This is a genomic window from Streptomyces sp. NPDC046870, assembly GCF_040704595.1.
GTDB lineage: Bacteria > Actinomycetota > Actinomycetes > Streptomycetales > Streptomycetaceae > Streptomyces > Streptomyces argyrophylli.
In genome coordinates this window covers 253,304-273,150 of record NZ_JBEYXM010000006.1, presented here as the reverse complement: position 1 = coordinate 273,150, position 19,847 = coordinate 253,304, and the positions used below count along the sequence as shown (strand labels likewise).

Annotated in this window: 19 protein-coding genes; 9 read left to right on the top strand and 10 right to left on the bottom strand. The window is 72.6% G+C overall.

Annotated elements, in window-relative coordinates:
- The first annotated feature begins 1 nt into the window (after position 1).
- Positions 2-421 (top strand): hypothetical protein, encoded by a 420-nt coding sequence (locus AB0946_RS16675; protein ID WP_366750841.1) that lies wholly within the window; start codon positions 2-4, stop codon positions 419-421.
- Positions 422-457: 36 nt separating this feature from the next.
- On the opposite strand, the gene AB0946_RS16670 is transcribed toward AB0946_RS16675, so the two are convergent.
- From AB0946_RS16670 to AB0946_RS16660, 3 genes are all read right to left on the bottom strand, one after another.
- Positions 458-955: a GNAT family N-acetyltransferase gene (locus tag AB0946_RS16670; protein ID WP_366761466.1), complete on the bottom strand. Its 498-nt coding sequence runs from the start codon at positions 953-955 to the stop codon at positions 458-460.
- Between the two features lie 45 nt (positions 956-1,000).
- A complete protein-coding gene (locus tag AB0946_RS16665) occupies positions 1,001-1,507 on the bottom strand; it encodes a sigma-70 family RNA polymerase sigma factor (protein ID WP_366761323.1) in 507 nt (168 codons plus the stop codon).
- A gap of 122 nt (positions 1,508-1,629) precedes the next feature.
- Entirely contained in the window at positions 1,630-2,805 is a 1,176-nt protein-coding gene (locus AB0946_RS16660) for a glycerophosphodiester phosphodiesterase (RefSeq protein WP_366761321.1), read from the bottom strand.
- Positions 2,806-3,202: 397 nt separating this feature from the next.
- Between AB0946_RS16660 and AB0946_RS16655 the strand changes: the two genes are divergently transcribed.
- Both AB0946_RS16655 and AB0946_RS16650 read left to right on the top strand, forming a co-directional pair.
- Positions 3,203-3,823, top strand: a complete 621-nt coding sequence (locus tag AB0946_RS16655; RefSeq protein ID WP_258056046.1) for a 1-acyl-sn-glycerol-3-phosphate acyltransferase — start codon at positions 3,203-3,205, stop codon at positions 3,821-3,823.
- A 185-nt stretch (positions 3,824-4,008) separates the two neighbouring features.
- Positions 4,009-5,646, top strand: a complete 1,638-nt coding sequence (locus tag AB0946_RS16650) for a multicopper oxidase family protein (protein ID WP_366761320.1) — start codon at positions 4,009-4,011, stop codon at positions 5,644-5,646.
- 82 nt (positions 5,647-5,728) lie between these two features.
- Here AB0946_RS16650 and AB0946_RS16645 read toward each other — a convergent pair whose 3' ends face one another.
- From AB0946_RS16645 to AB0946_RS16625, 5 genes are all read right to left on the bottom strand, one after another.
- Positions 5,729-7,252 carry an MFS transporter gene (locus AB0946_RS16645; RefSeq protein WP_366761319.1) on the bottom strand — a complete coding sequence of 508 codons (1,524 nt, stop codon included), beginning with the start codon at positions 7,250-7,252 and terminating at the stop codon, positions 5,729-5,731.
- Positions 7,249-7,800 carry a helix-turn-helix domain-containing protein gene (locus AB0946_RS16640; protein ID WP_366761318.1) on the bottom strand — a complete coding sequence of 184 codons (552 nt, stop codon included), beginning with the start codon at positions 7,798-7,800 and terminating at the stop codon, positions 7,249-7,251. Before AB0946_RS16640 ends, AB0946_RS16645 begins: the two co-directional genes overlap by 4 nt.
- Positions 7,801-7,883: 83 nt before the next feature.
- On the bottom strand, positions 7,884-8,855 hold the full coding sequence (locus tag AB0946_RS16635) for an aldo/keto reductase (RefSeq protein WP_366761317.1): 972 nt from the start codon (positions 8,853-8,855) through the stop codon (positions 7,884-7,886).
- A gap of 92 nt (positions 8,856-8,947) precedes the next feature.
- Positions 8,948-10,381 carry an argininosuccinate lyase gene (argH, locus tag AB0946_RS16630; RefSeq protein WP_366761316.1) on the bottom strand — a complete coding sequence of 478 codons (1,434 nt, stop codon included), beginning with the start codon at positions 10,379-10,381 and terminating at the stop codon, positions 8,948-8,950.
- Positions 10,382-10,495: 114 nt separating this feature from the next.
- A complete protein-coding gene (locus AB0946_RS16625; protein WP_366761315.1) occupies positions 10,496-11,689 on the bottom strand; it encodes an argininosuccinate synthase in 1,194 nt (397 codons plus the stop codon).
- A gap of 173 nt (positions 11,690-11,862) precedes the next feature.
- Here AB0946_RS16625 and AB0946_RS16620 point away from each other — a divergent pair, with 173 nt between their 5' ends.
- The 3 genes from AB0946_RS16620 to AB0946_RS16610 all read left to right on the top strand — a co-directional run bounded on the left by AB0946_RS16620 (position 11,863) and on the right by AB0946_RS16610 (position 14,132).
- Positions 11,863-12,714 (top strand): hypothetical protein, encoded by an 852-nt coding sequence (locus tag AB0946_RS16620; protein ID WP_366761314.1) that lies wholly within the window; start codon positions 11,863-11,865, stop codon positions 12,712-12,714.
- 122 nt (positions 12,715-12,836) lie between these two features.
- Complete coding sequence (locus AB0946_RS16615; protein ID WP_366761313.1) at positions 12,837-13,424, top strand: pyridoxamine 5'-phosphate oxidase family protein; 588 nt, start codon at positions 12,837-12,839, stop codon at positions 13,422-13,424.
- A gap of 3 nt (positions 13,425-13,427) precedes the next feature.
- Positions 13,428-14,132, top strand: a complete 705-nt coding sequence (locus AB0946_RS16610) for a L,D-transpeptidase family protein (protein WP_366761312.1) — start codon at positions 13,428-13,430, stop codon at positions 14,130-14,132.
- A gap of 19 nt (positions 14,133-14,151) precedes the next feature.
- On the opposite strand, the gene AB0946_RS16605 is transcribed toward AB0946_RS16610, so the two are convergent.
- Together AB0946_RS16605 and AB0946_RS16600 are read right to left on the bottom strand one after the other, a co-directional pair.
- The gene (locus tag AB0946_RS16605; protein ID WP_366761311.1) at positions 14,152-15,633 is read right to left on the bottom strand and encodes a HAMP domain-containing sensor histidine kinase; all 1,482 of its coding nucleotides are present in this window, start codon (positions 15,631-15,633) and stop codon (positions 14,152-14,154) included.
- Positions 15,630-16,370, bottom strand: coding sequence for a response regulator transcription factor (locus AB0946_RS16600; protein ID WP_366761310.1), 741 nt, complete (start codon positions 16,368-16,370; stop codon positions 15,630-15,632). Before AB0946_RS16600 ends, AB0946_RS16605 begins: the two co-directional genes overlap by 4 nt.
- A 156-nt stretch (positions 16,371-16,526) precedes the next feature.
- On the opposite strand from AB0946_RS16600, the gene AB0946_RS16595 reads away from it, so the two are divergent.
- Genes AB0946_RS16595 through AB0946_RS16585 form a run of 3 tightly spaced genes read left to right on the top strand, consistent with a single transcriptional unit; the run spans position 16,527 to position 19,847 of the window.
- Positions 16,527-17,888, top strand: coding sequence for a ferredoxin reductase family protein (locus AB0946_RS16595; RefSeq protein ID WP_366761309.1), 1,362 nt, complete (start codon positions 16,527-16,529; stop codon positions 17,886-17,888).
- Positions 17,889-17,928: 40 nt separating this feature from the next.
- Positions 17,929-18,405, top strand: a complete 477-nt coding sequence (locus AB0946_RS16590; protein WP_366761308.1) for an FMN-binding protein — start codon at positions 17,929-17,931, stop codon at positions 18,403-18,405.
- Between the two features lie 59 nt (positions 18,406-18,464).
- Positions 18,465-19,847 carry a ferredoxin reductase family protein gene (locus tag AB0946_RS16585; RefSeq protein WP_366761306.1) on the top strand — a complete coding sequence of 461 codons (1,383 nt, stop codon included), beginning with the start codon at positions 18,465-18,467 and terminating at the stop codon, positions 19,845-19,847.

Here is a 19,847-nt window from a genome sequence, read left to right as displayed (position 1 = left end):
GGTGACGGTGGCACAGGAGAAGCCGGCCCGTTTGATCAGCGGGCCGGGCATGCTGCTCGTCTGGTTCTACGGCGTGATGGTGGTCGGCGCCGTGTCGCGGTCCGCGTACCAGATCTCCACGGAGTTCGACCGGGCGCCGCTCGCGTACTCGCTGTCCGCCGTGGCCGGCGTGGTGTACGGCTTCATCACGTACACGCTGGTGCGCGGCGGGGAGACCGCTCGCCGGGCGGCGCTGGTGTGCTGTGCGGCGGAGCTCGCGGGCGTGCTGATCGTCGGTACGTGGACCCTGGTCGAGCCGTCCGCGTTCCCGGACGCGACGGTGTGGTCGAAGTACGGGATGGGGTACGTCTTCATCCCCGTGCTCCTGCCGCTCTCCGCGCTGTACTGGCTGCGGAAGGCGTCTGTCCGGCGGGGTGCCTGAGGGGCGTCGGCCGCGCCCCTTTCGGGGCGCGTGCCCTCACGCCGTCTGCGCGTAGGCGCCCGCCTGCTTCTCCAGGATGATCATCTCTACGCCGTCGGCACCCTTGGCCCGGCCGACCGTCTCGTAGCCGGACCGGCGGTACAGGCGGAGGTTGCCCTCGCTGCGGTGGCCGGTGAACAGGCGGAACCGGGTGGCGCCGCGCTCGTCCGCCAGCGCGGCCTCGGCCGTGCGCAGCAGCCTCGCGCCGATGCCGTGGCCCTGGAGGCGGGGGTGGACGCAGAGCTTGCCGATGGCCGCCGCGCCGTCCTCGGTGACCCTGCCGCGGACCGAGCCGACCACCTCGTCGCCGAGCCGGGCGACGAAGACGCAGTCGGAGGCGACCTCCTCACGGACGGATTCCAGGGTCTGCACGAGCGGGTCGATGCGGTAGTTGCCGTACAGCGCCGCCTCGCTCTGGAAGCACAGGTACTGGAGCCGGAAGATCTGCTCCGCGTCCTGTTCGGTCGCCACCGAGATGGTCACGCTCATGCCCATGTGCGCATGCCTCCCGCTCACCTGATCACCTGTCGTCCCCCACTCCTATCCCCGCGCTTCGCGTGCCGCAACCTCCGGTGTGAGCAATCGGCGCAGACATCCGAGACATCTGGAGCGTTCCGGTCCGAGACTGCCCTGTGAGATACCCAACTCCCCCGCGATCTCCCGGTAGGTGAGGTCCTTGGGCGAGAGCAGCGCCTCGAGGAGGCGGGGGCAACGGCCGGGCAGCCGGCGGACCGCGTCCCGCAGGGCGCGGTACCGGGCGGTGGTCAGGGCGTGCTGTTCCGGCCCGGCGCGCAGGTCGTCGGCCGGGTCGGTGCCGTAGGGCCGTTCCAGGCGGGTGGTGCGGCGGGTGCGGCGGGCCTCGGCGCGAACCGCCTTGCGCAGCCAGCCCTGCGGGTCCGGCGGTGGCCCGTCGGTCTCCAGCCGCTCCAGGAGCCGGAGCCAGACGGCCTGCTCCAGGTCGCCCGGCTCGCCTCCCCCGGCATATGCCTCGGCGGAGGCCTCGGCGGTGAGCAGGGGATGCAGGGAGGCGACCAGGTCGTGCGTCATATGCGGAACGACGAACCGCCCCGGCGGCGGGTTGCCGGGGCGGTGCACAGTCAGCCCGAACGGAGTGCCGGGCGCGCGGCGGTTGACGCGCGGGGTGCCGTCGGCCGTCCGGAAGGGGGCCGTCAGCCCTTCAGGAAGTCGGCGCGGGCGAGCAGTCCGGTGTCGGCGTTGTCGGTGAACACGCCGTCGATCCCGGTCGCGAAGTACTTCTTGAAGGCGCCGAAGACATCGCCGTAGGCGTCGGCCGCGGTGCCCTTGCGGTACTCGGCCGGCAGGAAGGGGTTCTCGTTGCGCATGGTGTAGGGGTGCAGGATCAGGCCGACCTTGTGCGCGTCGGAGACCAGCGTCGTCGGCTCGGCCAGGGTGCCGTCCGCCTTCTTCGGTATGACCAGGTCCAGGGTCGGGCCGATGCCCTGGGCGTAACCGGCGATCTCCCGCAGGCCCTTGGGCGTGATGAGGTCGGCGACCGTGCGCGGGTCGTTCGCCTCGACGAAGTCGTACGGGCGGCTGTTCGCCGAGGAGAGCAGGACGACGAGCGGGTTGTCGACCAGCCGGTTCAGCAGCTGGATGCTGCCGGGCTCGAAGGACTGGAGGATGACCGGGGAGTTCCGGCCGTCCTTGCCGTACTTGCGCAGCAGTTTGGCCACCCGCTCCTCCAGGCCGAGGCCCAGCTTGCGGAAGTAGGTGGGGTGCTTGGTCTCCGGGTAGATCCAGACCTGCTTGCCGCGCTTGCGGGTCTGCTCGTCCTGCCACCGCAGGACCTCTTCGAAGGTGGGGATCTCCCAGCGGCCGTCGTAGAGGGTGTTGTGCGGCCGGTTGGCCGGGATGCGCTCGACGGCGCGCAGCGTCTTCAGCTCGGCGAGCGTGAAGTCCTCGGTGAACCAGCCGGTGGTGGGGACCCCGTCGAGCACCTTGGTGGTCCTGCGGTCGGCGAACTCCGGGTGGGAGGCGACGTCCGTCGTGCCGCCGATCTCCGGCTCGTGCCGGCAGACCAGGTGACCGTCCTTGGTGGGCACCAGGTCGCCCGCCTCGACCACGTCGGCACCCAGGTCCAGGGCCAGCTCGTACGAGCCGAAGGTGTGTTCGGGGCGGTAGCCGCTGGCACCCCGGTGGCCGATGACCGTCGGCACCGGCAGGCCCTTCAGCCCACGTCCGGTGTGCCCGGCCGTCCGGGTCCCGGCCGCCCGGGCCGTGCCGGACAGTCCGAGGACCGCTCCGCCGGCGCCGAGCACCGCGGCGCCGAGCAGCGCCCTCCGTCCCGTCGTCTGCGTCCGCTCGTTCGCCTGGTCGCTGTCCATGAGCGCCCTCCTGCCGCCTTCGTCCATCGGTGCGGCCCGATCGTAGGGGCGTGCACATGACGGGAGGGAGGCTCCGGTCCGAACACCCGGGTGCTGTCGGATGTCCTGCGAACGGCGGAAGGTGACGTGTCGTCGGAGGCGGCGGCCCTCGCCCGGCGCGATGTCCGTCACATCGGCGCACCGCGGTCACGCCCCGTCCCGCACGCGCCACCGCAGGTAAACCCGCGTCAACACTTCGTAAGACCTCGGTGAACCGGACGTCCCCGATGTGCGCGCGGCCCGGCGCCGCGAGTAATGTCCTCACCTGCACAGACTCATATCGCCCCCTTTGACATCGGAGGACCCGTTGTCCCGCTTCGCGCTCATCAAGGCAGTGCTCGGACCGATCATGCGCCTGATGTTCCGCCCACAGGTGGAGGGCGTGGAGAACATCCCCGGCGACGGTCCGGTGATTCTGGCCGGTAATCACCTCACGTTCATCGACTCGATGGTGCTGCCGCTGGTCAGCAAGCGGCAGGTGTTCTTCATCGGCAAGGACGAGTACGTGACCGGCAAGGGCGTCAAGGGCCGGCTGATGGCGTGGTTCTTCACCGGCGTCGGCATGATCCCGGTGGACCGCGACGGGGCGAGCGGCGGGGTGGCCGCGCTGATGACCGGGCGGCGCATCCTGGAGGAGGGCAGGATCTTCGGGATCTACCCGGAGGGCACGCGCTCGCCCGACGGACGCCTGTACCGGGGCCGCACCGGTATCGCCCGCCTCACCCTGATGACCGGCGCCCCGGTGGTGCCCTTCGCGATGATCGGCACGGACAAGCTCCAGCCGGGGGGCCGGGGCATCCCGCGGCCGGGCCGGGTCACCGTCCGCTTCGGCGAGCCCATGGAGTTCTCGCGGTACGACGGCATGGACCGGGACCGGTACGTGCTGCGGGCGGTGACGGACTCGGTGATGGCCGAGGTGATGCGGCTGTCCGGGCAGGAGTACGTGGACATGTACGCCACGAAGGCGAAGGCCGCCTAGTTCCTGCCGTCCGGCTCAGGGCGGGGAACGGTGCCCCGGCGGGTCCGTCGGACGCTCTCCGGACGCCTCGGCGGACCGGTGTTGGACCGGCTGCCGTCCGCCTGCCGGTGGAATCTGCCGCCGACACATCGGGCATTCGGCCGTATCAGACGGCCATATGACCACACAACATGTCTGATTCAGACATGTCCAAACCTTCTCGGCGTACTCTGCTCCGTACCCCGGTCGCCGTCGCCGGCGCGGGATTCCTGGCAGCCTGCACCAGCTTCGGTTCCGATCCCAGTTCCGGCCCCCAACACTCGAACGGCGGGGAGAAGTTCGTCCCGGCCGGACCCCGGGGGTACGTCAACCCTTCGGATCCGGAGGTCCTGGCCGCCGAGCGCAAGCGCGGGCCCGGCCGCGAACGCACCTTCAGCTTCACCGCCGCCGAGGCCAAGCTGGACCTGGGCGGGCGTTCGGTCCGCACGTGGGCGTACAACGAGGAGGTACCCGGCCCGCTGGTGCGGGTCACGGCCGGTGACGTGCTCGACCTGACGCTCACCAACCGGCTGCCGGCCACGACCACGCTGCACTCCCACGGGGTGCGGCTGCGCTGCGACATGGACGGCGTGCCGGACCTGACCCAGCGGGCCATCCACCCCGGGGACGACTTCCGCTACCGCTTCGTCGTCGAGCACCCGGGCACCTACCTGCTCCACTCCCACGTGGGGATGCAGCCCGACCGAGCTCTGTACGCGCCGCTCATCGTCGACGACCCCAAGGAGCCCCTCTCCTACGACAAGGAGTGGGTCGTGGTCCTGGACGACTGGCTCGACGGCGTGCAGGGCTCCACGCCCGAGGACGTCCTGAGCCAGCTCAAGCCCGGCGGCGCCATGGACATGGGCGGCATGGCCATGGGTCCCGGCCACGGCGGCCCGAGCGCCCACGGGCCGGACGCGCACCGGTCGGGGTCCGGGAAGTCCGCGGGGAGGTCCACGGGTCCCAACCGGGTGCTGCACGACTCCCACAGCCGCATGCTGCACGGGGAGGGCGGCAGCGTCGCCTACCCGTACTACCTGGTGAACGGGCGTCTGCCGGACAATCCGTCGGTGTTCCGCTGCCGTCCCGGCGACCGGGTGCGGCTGCGCATCATCAACGCCGGTTCCGAGACCGCCTTCCGGGTCGCGCTGGGCGACCACGCGATGACCGTCACCCACACCGACGGCTACCCCGTGAAGCACAAGAGGACCGACGCCCTCCTCGTCGGCATGGCGGAGCGGTACGACGTGCTGATCACCGCCCGGGACGGGGTCTTCCCGCTGGTCGCGCTGCCCGAGGGCAAGAAGGGCAGGGCCGTCGCCGTCCTGCGCACCGGCAAGGGGAGCGGGAACCTGCCCCGGGCCGACGTCCACCCGGACGAACTCGACGGCAACACCGTCCCCGCGCGCCGTCTGCTGCCCGCCGACTCGGTGGCGCTCACCGACCGGGACCCCGACCGGGAGATCCGCATCAGGATCACCGGCACCATGCAGAAGTTCGACTGGGGGTTCGACCACAAGCCCTACTCCCCGCAGCAGCGTCATCCCGTCCGCGCCGGTGAGCGGGTACGGCTCACCCTCATCAACGCCACGGGCATGTGGCACCCGATGCACCTGCACGGGCACACGTTCTCCCTGACGGGGCTGGATTCCGTCGGGGCGCGCAAGGACACCGCGCTGGTGCTGCCGCACCGCAAGCTGGTGCTCGACTTCGACGCCGACAATCCGGGGCTGTGGATGCTGCACTGTCACAACCAGTACCACTCGGAGAGCGGCATGATGACGGTGCTGGGTTACAAGCGCTGAGTCCGGGGTGGTCCGGCCGTGTTCCGGGCGCGGCCGCGTGCCGGCTCGTCGCGCGGTCGCCCGCGCCCCGGGACCGGCCGGGTCACCCGGCCCCTTCCAGCGTCTGGTCCCTCAGCAGGAACCACGCCGCCGCCGACGCCGTCAGGAGGACCGCCGCTCCCGCTCCGGAGGCCAGGTGCAGGCCGTGGACGAAGCTGTCCCGGGCCGCGTCCAGAAGGGCCTCCGCCCGGTGCGGGGACAGGTGCGCCGCCGCCTCCACCGCCGCGCCCAGCGACTCGTGGGCGCCGGCCGGGGTGCCGGACGGGCCCGGGAAGCCGCGGTAGACGCCGGTCACGATGGAGCCCAGCAGGGCGATGCCCAGGGCGGCACCCAGTTCGTACGCCGTCTCCGACACCGCCGAGGCCGCGCCCGCCTGGTCCTTGGGGACGCTGGAGAGGATGACGTCGGCGGTCACCGTGAAGGAGAAGCCCGCGCCGACGCCCACGACCAGCAGGGCGGTGCCGAGGACCGGGTAGCCGGTGGACTCGCGAAGCGTCGTCAGCGCGGCCAGGGCGACGCCGACCGCGGCCAGGCCGCCGGAGACCACCGCACGGACGGAGAAGCGCCGGGCGGCGCGGCCCGCGACCAGACCGGCCGTCACCGCGCCCACCGCGGCGGGCAGTTCGGCCAGACCCGCCTCGAAGGGGCGCCGGTCCTGGACGAGTTGCAGGTACTGGGAGAGGAAGAACACCAGGCCCGACATGCCGAGGACGGTCAGCAGGTCGGCGAGGACCGCTCCGCTGAAGCCGCGGCGCCGGAACAGCCGCATGTCCAGCAGCGGGACCGGCATGGTCAGCTGCCGGTGGACGAAGCCGTACAGGGCCGCCGCGCCCAGCAGACCGGCGCCGAGGCTCGTCGGGGTCAGGCCGTGGGTGGCGGCCTCCTTGACGGCGTAGACCAGGCCGATCACGCCGGCCAGCGAGAGCAGGACGCTGCTCAGGTCCCAGGGGCCGGGGTGCGGGTTGCGGGACTCGGGCAGGGTGCGGATGCCGACCAGGACCAGGACCGCCATCACCGGCAGGTTGATCAGGAAGACCGAGCCCCACCAGAAGTGCTCCAGGAGGAACCCGCCGACGATCGGGCCGACGGCCGTACCGGCGGAGGCGGTGGCGCCCCAGACGCCGACGGCGAGGCTGCGTTCGCGCGGGTCGTGGAAGATGTTGCGGATCAGGGCCAGGGTGGCGGGCATCAGGGTCGCGCCGGCGACGCCGAGCAGCGCCCGGGCCAGGATCATCGTTTCGGGCGTCGTCGCGTAGGCGTTGAGCACGGACAGCGCGCCGAACGCCGTGGCCCCGCCCAGCAGGATGCGCTTGCGGCCGATGCGGTCACCGAGGCTGCCCATGGAGACCAGCAGACCGGCGATGACGAACGAGTAGACGTCGCCGATCCACAGCAGCTGGGTGCCGGAGGGGTTCAGGTCTTCGCTGATGTAGGGGGTGGCCAGGCCGAGGACGGTGGCGTCGACGGCCACCAGCAGCACGGCCAGGACGAGGACGGAGAGCGCGACCCAGCGGCCCGGGCGCTTCACCGCCCCGGTCGTCCGCGCCGGCCGCACGGTGCTGGTCATTTTTCCTCTCTTCGCACAGCGCCGCCGAGCAACAGCTCGGCGATCATGGTCGGGAAGTCCCGGGAGGCCACGCGGCCGTCCAGGGTGGCCCAGGCGCAGGAGGCGATCAGTCCGTACAGCGCCTCGGTGAGCCAGACCGGGCTGAGGTCGATGCGGAACTCGCCGTCGCGCTGTCCGCGCTGGAACAGGGCGCCGATCCGGGCGTCCAGGCGCTGCCAGCCCTCGTGCTGCCGGTCGCCCTCCCACAGCTGGTTCTCGCCGTACAGGAACGCGAGCAGTCCGGCGGCCGGCTGGATCTCGCGGACCAGCCTGCGCACGGCCTCGGTGGCGGACCCCTCCTCCGGCCGGGCCCGGTCCAGCGCCCCCTCGCACTCCGCGATGCCGAGCTGCTCCAGGGCCCGGACCAGCGCGTCCCGGCCGGCGAAGTGGCGGTGCAGCGTGGCCCGGCTGATCCCGGCGGCCTTGGCGACCTCGTCCATGGTCGCGGTGGATCTGCGGGTCAGCAGGGCGGCGGCGCTGCGCAGCACGTGGTCACGATCGAGGGCCATGAGACAAGGATAGCCCATGTGAGACATTCATGTCTCACACTGGGCGCGGCTGCCTCACGCAAGGGGGCGGAGCGGGGTGCTCGTCAGTGCCAGGGCAGCTGTCCGCGCCGCTTCCAGTAGGCGCGCGGGTCCTCCGCCAGCGCGTCGAGGCGGGCCAGCTGGTCCTCTTCGAGGTCGACGGCCGGGGCGTGCAGGTTGGAGACGAGCTGCGGGACGGTCGCGGCGCCGGAGAGGACGACTCCGGCCCAGGGCCGGCGCAGGATCCAGGCGAGGGCGACCGCGTCACAGCCCATGCCGGTCTCGGTGGCCACGGCCTTCAGCGCGCCCGGGGCGTGCGGCTCGGCCAGCCGGCCGTTCGCCATGCCCTCCTTGACGATCACCGTGAGCCCGGCGTCGTGCGCCTCGGCGAGGGCGGGGCCGGCCGACGTCTCCAGGGCGTTGTACGTCGACTGCACGGTACGGAAGAGGGGTTCGCCGTCGACCGTGACCGCGAGGGCGGCCCGGATGGCGTCGGCCTGGGCGGGGCCGCTGGTGGAGAAGCCGACGGTGAGCCCCTGGGCGGCGGCTTGCGCCAGCCTGGCGTGCAGGTCCTTGTCGGTGAGGGCCGGGCTGTCCGGGGTCACCGAGTGGATCTGGTAGAGGTCGAGCCGGTCGCCGAGCAGGGCGTCGGTCTCGGCGCGCTGGCGTTCGTAGGTGGCGAGGCCGTGGTCCTTGACCTCGTGCCGCTCGGCCTCGGTGGACCAGCCGGCGGTGTAGGTGTAGCCCCACTTGCTGCCGACGACCACGTCCGCGGCCTCGGGGTGGGCGTTCAGCCAGTCGGCGAGGAACTCCTCGGAGCGGCCGTAGGAGCGGGCGGCGTCGACGTAGCGGACGCCCTGGGCGTAGGCGGCGTCGAGGAGTTCGTGGGTCCGGGCGCGCAGTGCCTCGACGCTGCGGTTGTCCCCGAGGTCCTCGTCGCGGCCGAGGTTGATGTAGCCGGGGCGGCCCACCGCGGCCAGGCCGAGTCCGATGTGGCAGGTGGGGGTCGTCGCTGTGGCCAGTCGCGCGAAGGGCATCGCGGGCTCCGTTCGGTCGGCTCGGTGAGGCTCGCGACCAACGTAACCCGCGACGCCCTGGTGATCGCGGTGGAGGGAAGGGGGGCCGTCCCTCAGCTCGGCTTCTTCGCCTCCGCCCACTGGTGCTGGGCCGCCACGTCCGCCTTGACCTCCGCCAGCTGGACCGCGACCGCGCTCGGGGCCGTACCGCCGCGCCCGTCGCGGGAGGCGAGGGCGCCCGGGACGTTGAGGACGGAGCGGACCTCCGGAGTGAGATGCGCGGAGATCTTCGCGAACTGCTCGTCCGTGAGGTCGTCCAGCTCCTTGCCCTCCGCCTCGGCGACCTTGACGCACTCCCCCGCGACCTCGTGCGCGACGCGGAACGGCACGCCCTGCTTGACCAGCCACTCCGCGATGTCGGTGGCGAGGGAGAAGCCGGCCGGGGCCAGTTCCTCCATGCGCTCGCGGTGGACGGTGAGGGTGGCGACCATGCCGGTGAAGGCGGGGAGCAGCACCTCCAGCTGGTCGCAGGAGTCGAAGACCGGCTCCTTGTCCTCCTGGAGGTCGCGGTTGTAGGCGAGGGGCAGTGCCTTGAGGGTGGCGAGGAGCCCGGTGAGGTTGCCGATCAGACGGCCGGACTTGCCCCGGGCCAGCTCGGCGATGTCCGGGTTCTTCTTCTGCGGCATGATCGACGAGCCCGTGGAGAACGCGTCGTGCAGCGTGACGAAGGAGAACTCCTTCGTGTTCCAGATGATGATCTCCTCGGCGATCCGGGAGAGGTTCACGCCGATCATGGCGGTGATGAAGGCGAACTCGGCGACGAAGTCGCGGGAGGCCGTGCCGTCGATGGAGTTGGCGGCGCTGCCGTGTTCGAAGCCGAGGTCGCGCGCGACCGCCTCCGGGTCCAGGCCCAGGGAGGAACCGGCGAGGGCGCCGGAGCCGTACGGCGACACGGCCGTCCGCTCGTCCCACTGGCGCAGCCGCTCGGCGTCCCGGGACAGGGACTGGACATGGGCCAGGACGTGGTGGGCGAAGAGCACCGGCTGGGCGTGCTGGAGGTGGGTGCGGCCGGGCATCGCCACGTCGGGGTGGGCCTCGGCGAGGCCGATCAGGGCGTCCTGGAGGTCGGCGATCAGGCCGCCGATGATCCGGGCGTGGTCGCGCAGGTACATCCGGAAAAGGGTGGCGACCTGGTCGTTGCGGGACCGGCCGGCGCGGAGCTTGCCGCCGAGGTCGGGGCCGAGACGCTCCAGGAGGCCGCGCTCCAGGGCGGTGTGCACGTCCTCGTCGGCGATCGTGCCGACGAAGGTGCCGGCGGCCACGTCGGCTTCCAGCCGGTCCAGTCCGGCGAGCATGCGCCGGAGCTCGTCCTCGGTGAGGAGTCCCGCCGTGTGCAGCACGCGCGCGTGGGCACGCGAGCCGGCGATGTCGTAGGGGGCGAGCCGCCAGTCGAAGTGGACGGACGCGGACAGCTTCGCCAGGGCCTCGGCCGGACCGTCGGCGAAACGGCCGCCCCACAGCCGTACGTCACCGCTGTTGCTGCTCACTTGCGTTGCTCCTCGAAGCTCTAGGTGTGCCACCGCCTCCCCACCTTTCCAGGCGAGGAGGCGGTTGTCAGGCTGTTGCGTGTGAGGTGGACCCGTGCGTGTGACCGGTCGCGGCTACGCCAGGTCCCGCTTGGCCGCGATCTTCGACGACAGGCTGTAGATGTCGATGAAGCCCTTGGCCGCCGACTGGTCGAAGGTGTCGCCGGTGTCGTAGGTGGCGAGGTTGAAGTCGTACAGCGACTCCTGCGAGCGCCGGCCGGTGACGACGGCGCGGCCGCCGTGCAGGGTCATCCGGATGTCGCCGGTGACGTGCTGGTTGGCCTCGTTGATGAAGCCGTCCAGGGCGCGCTTGAGCGGGGAGAACCACTGGCCGTCGTAGACCAGTTCGCCCCAGCGCTGCTCGACCTGCCGCTTGTAGCGGGCGAGTTCGCGCTCGACGGTGACGCTCTCCAGCTCCTGGTGGGCGGTGATCAGGGCGATGGCGCCCGGCGCCTCGTACACCTCGCGGGACTTGATGCCGACGAGGCGGTCCTCGACCATGTCGATCCGGCCGATGCCCTGGGCGCCGGCGCGCTCGTTGAGCTGCTGGATGGCCTGAAGGACGGTGACGGGCTTGCCGTCGATGGCGACGGGGACGCCCTCCTTGAAGGAGATGACCACCTCGTCGGCCTCGCGCGCGACGGCCGGGTTGGAGGTGTACTCGTAGATGTCCTCGATCGGGGCGTTCCAGATGTCCTCCAGGAAGCCCGTCTCGACCGCGCGCCCGAAGACGTTCTGGTCGATGGAGTACGGGGACTTCTTGGTGGTGGCGATCGGGAGCTGCTTCTCCTCGCAGAAGGCGATCGCCTTGTCCCGGGTCATGGCGTAGTCACGGACCGGGGCGATGCACTTGAGGCCGGGGGCGAGGGCGACGATGCCGGCCTCGAAGCGGACCTGATCGTTGCCCTTGCCGGTGCAGCCGTGGGCGACGGTGCTGGCGCCGTGCTTCTCGGCGGCGGCGACGAGGTGCTTGACGATCGTCGGCCGGGACAGCGCGGAGACCAGCGGGTAGCGGTCCATGTAGAGGGCGTTGGCCTTGATCGCCGGGAGGCAGTACTCGTCGGCGAACTCGTCCTTGGCGTCGGCGACCTCGGCCTCGACGGCGCCGCACGCGAGGGCGCGCTTGCGGATGACGTCCAGGTCCTCGCCGCCCTGGCCGACGTCGACCGCAACGGCGATGACCTCGGCGCCCGTCTCCTCGGCGATCCAGCCGATGGCGACGGAGGTGTCCAGACCGCCTGAGTAGGCGAGTACGACGCGCTCGGTCACGGGTTTCTCCTCACAGTGCATTCGCTGACATGCATGAGTATGCAGAACTCTGCATGATTCGTCAATCTCCCCCGGGGTTGAACGCGGGCAACCGCTTTCTCGTACTCCCCGGACGAACGCAGGCGCCGCGTTCGTCCGACGACGGCACTCCCCGACCCGAGTGAGGCATTCGCATGTCCAGGGCTCTTCCGAAGTACAACAAGCGTCGCGTGGCGGTCATCGGCGGCGCCGCCGCCGCGGTGCTGTCCGGAGCGGTGATCGCCGGCTCCGCCCTCGCCGGCACCCCCGCCGGGAACGACGGCGCGACCGGTGCCCGCACCCTGGCGAGCCCCGGCACGATCACCTGCCCGGACGTCGCCTCGAAGCTGCCCGCGATCCCCGCGTCCGCGCGGGCCGAGGTCGACCGCAATCTCACCCTCCTCCAGACCCAGATCAAGGAGGCGAACACCCGGCTGGCCGACACGGTCGGCCAGGGCGGACCCCGCTTCGTCGACAACGCGATCCTCGGTCCGCTGAAGGACAAGCGCGTGGCCACCGTCAACCGCATCGCGACGGCGATCGGGCGTACGGCCACCAGGCCGGCCGGGCTGGACGCGCTCGCGCCCTGCGCCCTGAACGCGGGCGGCGGCGGGGCGTCCACCGGCGCGGCCCCGAGCGCTCCCGCCGGCCGGCAGGCGGGCGGGAGCGGCGCGGCGGCGGGCGGGAGCGGCGCGGCCGGCGGGAACACCGGGGCGGGGACGATCACCTGCCCGGACGTCGCCTCGAAGCTGCCCGCGATCCCCGCCTCCGCGCGGGCCGAGGTCGACCGCAATCTCACCCTCCTCCAGACCCAGATCAAGGAGGCGAACACCCGGCTGGCCGACACGGTCGGCCAGGGCGGACCCCGCTTCGTCGACAACGCGATCCTCGGTCCGCTGAAGGACAAGCGGGCCTCGACCATCGACCGCATCGCCATCGCCGTCGGCCGTACCTCCGCCAAGCCGACGGGGCTGGACTCGCTGGCCGCCTGCGCCCTCACCCAGTGAGGTGACAGGCAGCCGTGGCCGCCCCGTGGAAGCGCCGGCCGGGGCGGCCACGGTGACCCCTCCCGCACCGGATCCGGCAATTACTTAGACAGCCGAAGAACTTGCGCCGATACTCGGCAGACATGGGAAAGACCTATGAGCGCATAGACGGCAGGCTGCGCACGTTCATCGAGGAGCAGCCCCTCTTCTTCACCGCGACCGCCCCGCTCTCCGGCGACGGCACGGTCAACCTCTCCCCCAAGGGCCTCAAGGGCTCCTTCGCCGTCCTCGACGAACTCACCGTGGCCTACCTGGACTTCGCCGGGTCCAGCGCCGAGACCATCGCGCACCTCCGGGAGAACGGGCGGATCACGCTGATGTGGTGCGCCTTCCAGGGGCCGCCGAACATCGTGCGCGTGCACGGCCGGGGCGAGCCCGTCTTCCGTGACGACCCGCGCTTCCCCGGACTGCTCGCCCGCTTCCCGGACATCGACCCGAGCCGGCACGGGCTGCGCGCGGTCATCGTGGTGCACGCCGAACTGATCCGGGACAGCTGTGGATACGCCGTCCCCCACATGGCGTACGAGGAGGACCGCGAACTGCACGGCAGGCGCTTCGCCCGCGAGGACGACGTCTCGCTGAGCGCGTACTTCGAGAAGAAGGAGCACATCGCCACTAGCCTGGACGGCCTACCCGGGCTGCCGTTGCCACTGCCGCCCTCTACCGTCTGAGCCATGCGCCCCGGTGTGGTCCTCGCCCTCGTCTCCGCCTCCGCCCTCGCCCTGCTCGGCGCCGCTCCCGGCCGCGGCCCGGTGCCGCTGCCCGCCGGGATGGCGGACACCGGCGGCGGCCGCCAGCTGATCGTCGCCCAGGCCCCGGACACCAGGGCCACGACGGGCACGGTCAGCTGGTGGGACCTGCGGGACGGCCAGTGGGTCCGGGCCGGCTCCGCACCGGCCCGGTTCGGGGCGGGCGGGCTGGTCGACGGCGCCACCCGCCAGCAGGGCACGAACACGACACCGACCGGGCTGTACGGCCTCCCCTTCGGCTTCGGGACCAAGGCCGCGCCGGCCGGCACACGGGTCACGTACCGCCCGGTCCGGGACAGTTCCTGGTGGTGCCAGGACAACGACTCCCGCTCCTACAACCGCTGGGTCGACCCGCTCCCCGCCGACTGCCGCGCCGCCCAGTCCGAGCACCTGATCGACTACGGCACCCAGTACGCCTACGCCCTCGTCATCGCCTTCAACTACGACCGGCCCGTGCGCGGACGCGGAGCCGGCATCTTCCTGCACGTCGACGGCAACGGCGCGACGGCCGGTTGCGTGTCGGTGCCGCAGGACGCCATGCGCCGCATCCTCACCTGGACCGACCCCGCGGCGAAGCCGCACATCGCGATCGGCACGGAGAAGGGGGCCACGGCGGTCGGCCGTTACTGAACCGTGCGGCGCGCGCCCCTCAGGGCGCCGTGGGCAGGCTCATCGTGAACGACGTGGCGCCCGGACGGCTCTCCAGTTCCACGCTCCCCCCGTGCGCCTGCGCCACCGCCGCCACGATCGACAGGCCCAGGCCCGCTCCCCCTCCGGGGGCATCGGTGCGGCGGCGGTGTTCCGCCCGGGTGAACCGTTCGAAGACGGTGGGCCGGATGCCCTCCGGGACGCCGGGGCCGTCGTCGTGGACGCAGAGGGTGGCGTGGGCGGTGTCCGCCTCCAGGGTGACCGTCACCTCGGTGCCGGCCGGTGTGTGCAGACGCGCGTTGGCCAGCAGGTTCGCCAGCGCCTGGTGGAGACGGTGGGCGTCGCCCGGCACCGTGACCGGTTCCTCCGGCAGGTCCAGGGTCCAGCGGTGGGCGGGGCCCGCGGCGCGGGCGTCCGTCACCGCGTCCAGGACCAGGCGGGTCAGGTCCACCGGCAGGCGTTCCAGCGGGCGGCCCGCGTCCAGGCGGGCCAGCAGGAGCAGGTCGTCGACCATCTCGCCCATGCGGGCGGACTCGGCCGTGATGCGGCTCAGGGCGCGGGTCACCTCCGGGGGCACCGGACCGGGGTGCAGGAGGGCCAGCTCGGCGTGGCCGCGGACGGAGGCGACCGGGGTGCGCAGTTCGTGACTGGCGTCGGCGGCGAAGCGCCGTAGCCGCTCCTCCACGGCGTGCCGCTTGGTCAGCGCGTCCTCCACGTGGCCCAGCATGCGGTTGAAGGCCGTCGCCACCTGGCCGACCTCGCCGTGCGGGTCGGTGTCCGGGGCCCGTGGGGGCAGCGCGACCTCGCCGCTGGCCAGCGGGAGCTCACTGACCCGGGTGGCGGTGGCGGCGACCCGGCTGAGCGGCCGGAGCGACCACCGGACCCAGCAGGCCCCGGCCACGCCCGTGACGACCAGGGCGAGGCCGAAGACGACGCCGGCCACCAGTTCCAGCCGGTGGACCGCGGCCTGGACCGGCTCCAGGGGGAGGCCGACGAGCAGCACGTCTCCGTCCCGGCCCGGGGAGGCGACGATCCGGTAGTCGTGCAGGGCGGACAGGCCCACGGTGTGGGGCCTGCCGTCGGCCGGCAGCCGGGCCAGCCGGGCGGCGTCCCGCGCGGTCAGGTCGACGTCCAGGTCGGCCGCGGGGTCGCCGGAGCGGATCAGACCCGTGTTCGTGACCTTGCCGTCCAGCAGGCGGGCGCCGAAGGTGCCGGTGGCCGTGCGGCGGGTGTCGCCCTGTTCGTCGCCGTCGTGGTCGTCGGGTGCGTGGGGCAGCCGGCCGCCGTGTTCCAGGCTCTCCGGGAAGCGGGTGCCGACCTGGGTGAGCTGTTCGTCCAGGCGCCGGGTGAGGAAGCCGTCCAGTTCCACGACCGCGGCCAGGCCGACGGCCGCGCAGCTCACCGCCAGCAGCGCCACCAGTCCGACGGTGAGCCGGGCCCGGAGGGTGCGGGGGCGCACGGCACGGGGACGCGGCGGGGTCACCTGGTCACCGGCTTCAGGACGTAGCCGGCGCCGCGCACGGTGTGGATCATGGGCTCGCGGCCCGCGTCGACCTTCTTGCGCAGGTAGGAGATGTACAGCTCGACGACGTGCGCCCGGCCGCCGAAGTCGTAGGACCAGACCCGGTCGAGGATCTGCGCCTTGCTGAGCACCCGGCGCGGGTTGCGCATGAGGAGGCGCAGCAGTTCGAACTCGGTCGGCGAGAGGTCGATCAGCTCGCCGGCCCGGGTCACCTCGCGGGCGTCCTCGTCCATCACCAGGTCCCCGACGACGAGCCGCGGGCCCTCCTCCTGGGTGCGGGCCATGCCGGCCCGGCGCAGCAGACCGCGCAGCCGGGCGACGACCTCCTCCAGGCTGAAGGGCTTGGTGACGTAGTCGTCGCCGCCCGCGGTGATCCCGGCGATACGGTCCTCGACCGCGTCCCGTGCCGTCAGGAAGAGCACGCACACGTCGGGCTTCACCTCGTGCAGGCGGCGCAGCACCACGAAGCCGTCGGTGTCCGGGAGCATCACGTCCAGGACGACGGCGTCGGGCATCAGCTCGCGGGCGGCGGAGAGGGCGGCGGCGCCGTCACCGGCCGCGCGCACCTCCCAGCGCTCGTAGCGCAGGGCTCCGGTGAGCACCTCCGCGAGGTCGGGGTCGTCGTCGACGACGAGGACGCGCAGCGGGGTGCCGTCGGGGCGGGTGAGTGCGGGGCGGCCCAGGGGAGTGGTGTTCATCGCGCCTTCCAGCATCGCCGGTGCGCGCCGTTCCGGGCACGCCGGCCCCCTCTGGGTTTCCTGTGAGTCCGCCCGGGCCGGGCCTCACTCAGAGCTGTTTCAGAGCTTCGCCCCGCACAGTGGCCTGGCCGACGGACGAAAGGACGGCGACATCGTATGACCACCGTGGACACACCGCGGGCTGCCCCGGCCCCGCCGCTGCCCGTGACCGCACGGCGCTCCCCCGCCGGGCCCGTGCTGGCCTTGCTGTGGGCGGGGGCGGCGGCCGTACTCGCGCTCTGGTGGGCGGACACCGGGTCCGTCGTCGGGGCGGCCGGGTGGCTGACCGGGGCCGGGCGGATCGCGGGGCTGCTGTGCGGGTACGCCTGCGCGGTGCTGGTCGGGCTGATGGCGCGGGTGCCGCTGCTGGAGCGGCGCGTCGGCTCGGACCGGGTGGCCCGCTGGCACGCCCTGGCCGGCCGGTACACCGTCTGCCTGCTCCTCGCGCACGTCGTGCTGATCCTCACCGGGTACGCCGCCCAGGACCGGGCCTCCCTCCGGCACGAGGCGGTGACCGTCGTCCTCGACTATCCGGAGATGCTGAAGGCCACCGCCGGCACGGTGATCCTCCTCGCGGTCGGCGTCACCTCGGCGCGGGCCGTGCGCCGCCGGACGAGCCACGAGTTCTGGTACTGCGTCCACCTGCTGACGTACGCGGCCGTCTTCCTCGCCTTCGGGCACCAGCTGGCCCTCGGCGACGAGTTCAACGGCGAACCGGTCGCGACCGCCGCCTGGTACGCGCTGTACCTGGGCGTGGCGGCGCTGGTGCTGTGGTTCCGGATCCTCGCCCCGGTGCGGCTCAACCTGCGCCACCGCCTGCGCGTGGACTCCGTCCACCGGGAGGCGCCGGGGGTGTACTCGGTCGTCGTCCGGGGACGGCGCCTGGACGAACTGGGGGCGCGGCCGGGCGAGTTCCTGCGCTGGCGGTTCCTCGCCGAGGGCATGCGCCGGACGGCGACGCCGTACTCCCTGTCGGCGCCGCCGCGCCCGGACCTGCTGCGCATCACGGTCAAGGCGCTCGGCGACCACAGCGCGGCCGTCTCCCTGCTGCGCCCCGGCACCCGGGTGTGGGCGGAGGGCCCGTACGGCGCCCTGACCGCCGACCGGGCCGCCGGCCGGCGCACGCTGCTGATCGCCGCCGGCGTCGGCATCACCCCGCTGCGGGCGCTGTTCGAGACGCTCCCCGGCGAGGTGACCCTGCTGTACCGGGCGCGCTCGGCCGAGGACCTGGCCCTGGGCGGCGAGCTGGAGGCGATCGCCCGCCGGCGCGGCGGGCGGGTGCTGTACGCGCTCAACGGTCCGGGCGGGGAGCGCCCGCCCCTGACGGCGGCATCCCTGCGTGCCACGTTCCCGGGTCTCGCCGACGACCTCGACGTCTTCCTCTGCGGGCCGCACGGCTTCGCCCAGGACGTGTACCGGGCGCTGCGGGAGGCCGGGGTGGCGGACCGCCGCATCCACCACGAGTCGTTCGAGCTGTGAGCCGGGGCAAGGCCCGCGGAGAGACGGAGAAGAGCCGGACATGCACGCGTTGAAGAAGAACCGTCCCCTGCGCCGCACCGTGCTGGCGAGCGCCGCGACCGTCTCCGGGATGGTGCTGCTGCTGGCGCTGAAGCCGCACACCGCGCCCACGGTGGTGACGGCGAGCACCAAGTCCCCGGCCGCGTCGAGCAGTCCGGCGCCCGGCTCCGGCTCCGGCTCGGGCTCCGGCTCGGCCTCCGGGACCACGACGGCCACCGGGGACACCGTGCAGACCCGCTGGGGCCCTGTCCAGGTGCGCGTCACCGTGCGCGACGGCAGGCTCACCGACGTCACGGCGGTCAGCTCTCCGCAGGACAACCCACGCGACCAGGAGATCAACAGCTACGCCCTGCCCCAGCTGCGGCGCGAGGCGCTGGCGGCGCAGAGCGCCCAGATCGACACGGTGTCGGGAGCGACGTACACCAGTGACGGTTACCGGCAGTCACTCCAGTCCGCGCTGGACTCGGCGGGGCTCTGAACACTCCCGCCGTGCGGCACGTATCTGTGGGCCAAGGGTCAAGTCCCCACGGAGGAACCGTGACCACCACGCTCGCAGGCGGACGTGCCGCCCGCCGACAGACGATGCGCCGCATCCGCCCGCGCCGCTCCCCGGCCGTACCGCTGCTGCTCGCCGTCTGGGCGGGCGCGGCGGCCGTGCTGTGGCTCTGGTGGCACAACACCCCCTCCATCGCCGACGACACCGGCCGCATCCTCGGCGCGGGCCGGATCACCGGTCTGCTGGCCGGCTATCTCATGGCGCTGGTCGTGCTCCAGATGGCGCGCGTGCCGGCGCTGGAGCGGCGGGTCGGCTCCGACCGGGTGGCCCGCTGGCACGCGATGAGCGGCCGGTACACGCTGTGCCTGGTCGTCGCCCACGTCTTCCTCGTCATGTGGGGGTACGCGCGCCAGGCCGGCAGGTCGCTCGGTGACATCGTCCAGCAGACCGTCGACTCCGTCGAGCAGCTGCCGGACATGGGCAAAGCGGCCGTCGGCACGGGTCTGTTCGTGGTCATCGGGCTGACGTCGGTCGGCCCGATCCGCCGCCGGCTGCCGTACGACACCTGGTACCACGTCCACCTGCTGACCTACGCGGCGGTGTTCCTGACGTTCTGGCACCAGATCACCACCGGCAACGACTTCGCGGTGGAGCCCGCCGCCAAGACCTTCTGGTACGGCCTGTACGGCGCGGTCACCGCGCTGGTGCTCTGGTACCGGATCCTCACCCCGATCCGGCTGAACCTCCGGCACCGCATGTACGTGGAGGCGGTGATCGAGGAGACGCCGGGCATCGTGTCGGTGCTGATCGGCGGGCGGAAGCTGCACCGGATGGGCGCGGAGGCGGGCCAGTTCTTCCGCTGGCGGTTCCTCGCGCCGGGGATGCGGTTCAGCTCGCACCCGTACTCCCTCTCGGCGGCCCCGCGCCCCGGGATGCTGCGGATCACCGTGAAGGCGATCGGCGACCACAGCGCCCGGCTGCGCGAGCTGGCGCCCGGGACGAAGGTGTGGGCGGAGGGCCCGTACGGCGCGCTCACCGCGCAGCGGCGCAGCCGCGGCAAGGTGCTGCTGGTCGCGGGCGGGGTGGGCATCACGCCGATGCGGGCGCTGTTCGAGACACTGCCCGGCGCCGCCGGTGACATCACGCTCCTGTACCGGGCGAACACCACCCAGGACCTGGCGCTGTGGGACGAGCTGGCGGCCATCGCCGAGGAGCGGGGGGCCCGGCTGATGTACGCGGTGAACAGCCCGGAGGGCGAACGGCCGGACATCTCCGCGGAGAACCTCCAACGGAAGATCCCCGACGTCGACCGGCACGACGTCTTCATGTGCGGTCCGCCCGGGTTCGCGCAGTCGGTGTACGAGGCACTGCGCGAGGCGGGGGTTCCCGCCCGCCGTATCCACCACGAGTCGTTCGAGATGTGA

Coding starts and splice junctions, on each gene's coding strand:
- AB0946_RS16650 (WP_366761320.1), top strand. CDS start 4,009: ATGTCCAAACCTTCTCGGCGTACTCTGCTCCGTACCCCGGTCGCCGTC.
- AB0946_RS16600 (WP_366761310.1), bottom strand. CDS start 16,370: ATGAACACCACTCCCCTGGGCCGCCCCGCACTCACCCGCCCCGACGGC.
- AB0946_RS16590 (WP_366761308.1), top strand. CDS start 17,929: ATGCACGCGTTGAAGAAGAACCGTCCCCTGCGCCGCACCGTGCTGGCG.
- AB0946_RS16660 (WP_366761321.1), bottom strand. CDS start 2,805: ATGGACAGCGACCAGGCGAACGAGCGGACGCAGACGACGGGACGGAGG.
- AB0946_RS16670 (WP_366761466.1), bottom strand. CDS start 955: ATGGGCATGAGCGTGACCATCTCGGTGGCGACCGAACAGGACGCGGAG.
- AB0946_RS16610 (WP_366761312.1), top strand. CDS start 13,428: ATGCGCCCCGGTGTGGTCCTCGCCCTCGTCTCCGCCTCCGCCCTCGCC.
- AB0946_RS16645 (WP_366761319.1), bottom strand. CDS start 7,252: ATGACCAGCACCGTGCGGCCGGCGCGGACGACCGGGGCGGTGAAGCGC.
- AB0946_RS16635 (WP_366761317.1), bottom strand. CDS start 8,855: ATGCCCTTCGCGCGACTGGCCACAGCGACGACCCCCACCTGCCACATC.
- AB0946_RS16655 (WP_258056046.1), top strand. CDS start 3,203: ATGTTCCGCCCACAGGTGGAGGGCGTGGAGAACATCCCCGGCGACGGT.
- AB0946_RS16640 (WP_366761318.1), bottom strand. CDS start 7,800: ATGGCCCTCGATCGTGACCACGTGCTGCGCAGCGCCGCCGCCCTGCTG.
- AB0946_RS16665 (WP_366761323.1), bottom strand. CDS start 1,507: ATGACGCACGACCTGGTCGCCTCCCTGCATCCCCTGCTCACCGCCGAG.
- AB0946_RS16615 (WP_366761313.1), top strand. CDS start 12,837: ATGGGAAAGACCTATGAGCGCATAGACGGCAGGCTGCGCACGTTCATC.
- AB0946_RS16595 (WP_366761309.1), top strand. CDS start 16,527: ATGACCACCGTGGACACACCGCGGGCTGCCCCGGCCCCGCCGCTGCCC.
- AB0946_RS16620 (WP_366761314.1), top strand. CDS start 11,863: ATGTCCAGGGCTCTTCCGAAGTACAACAAGCGTCGCGTGGCGGTCATC.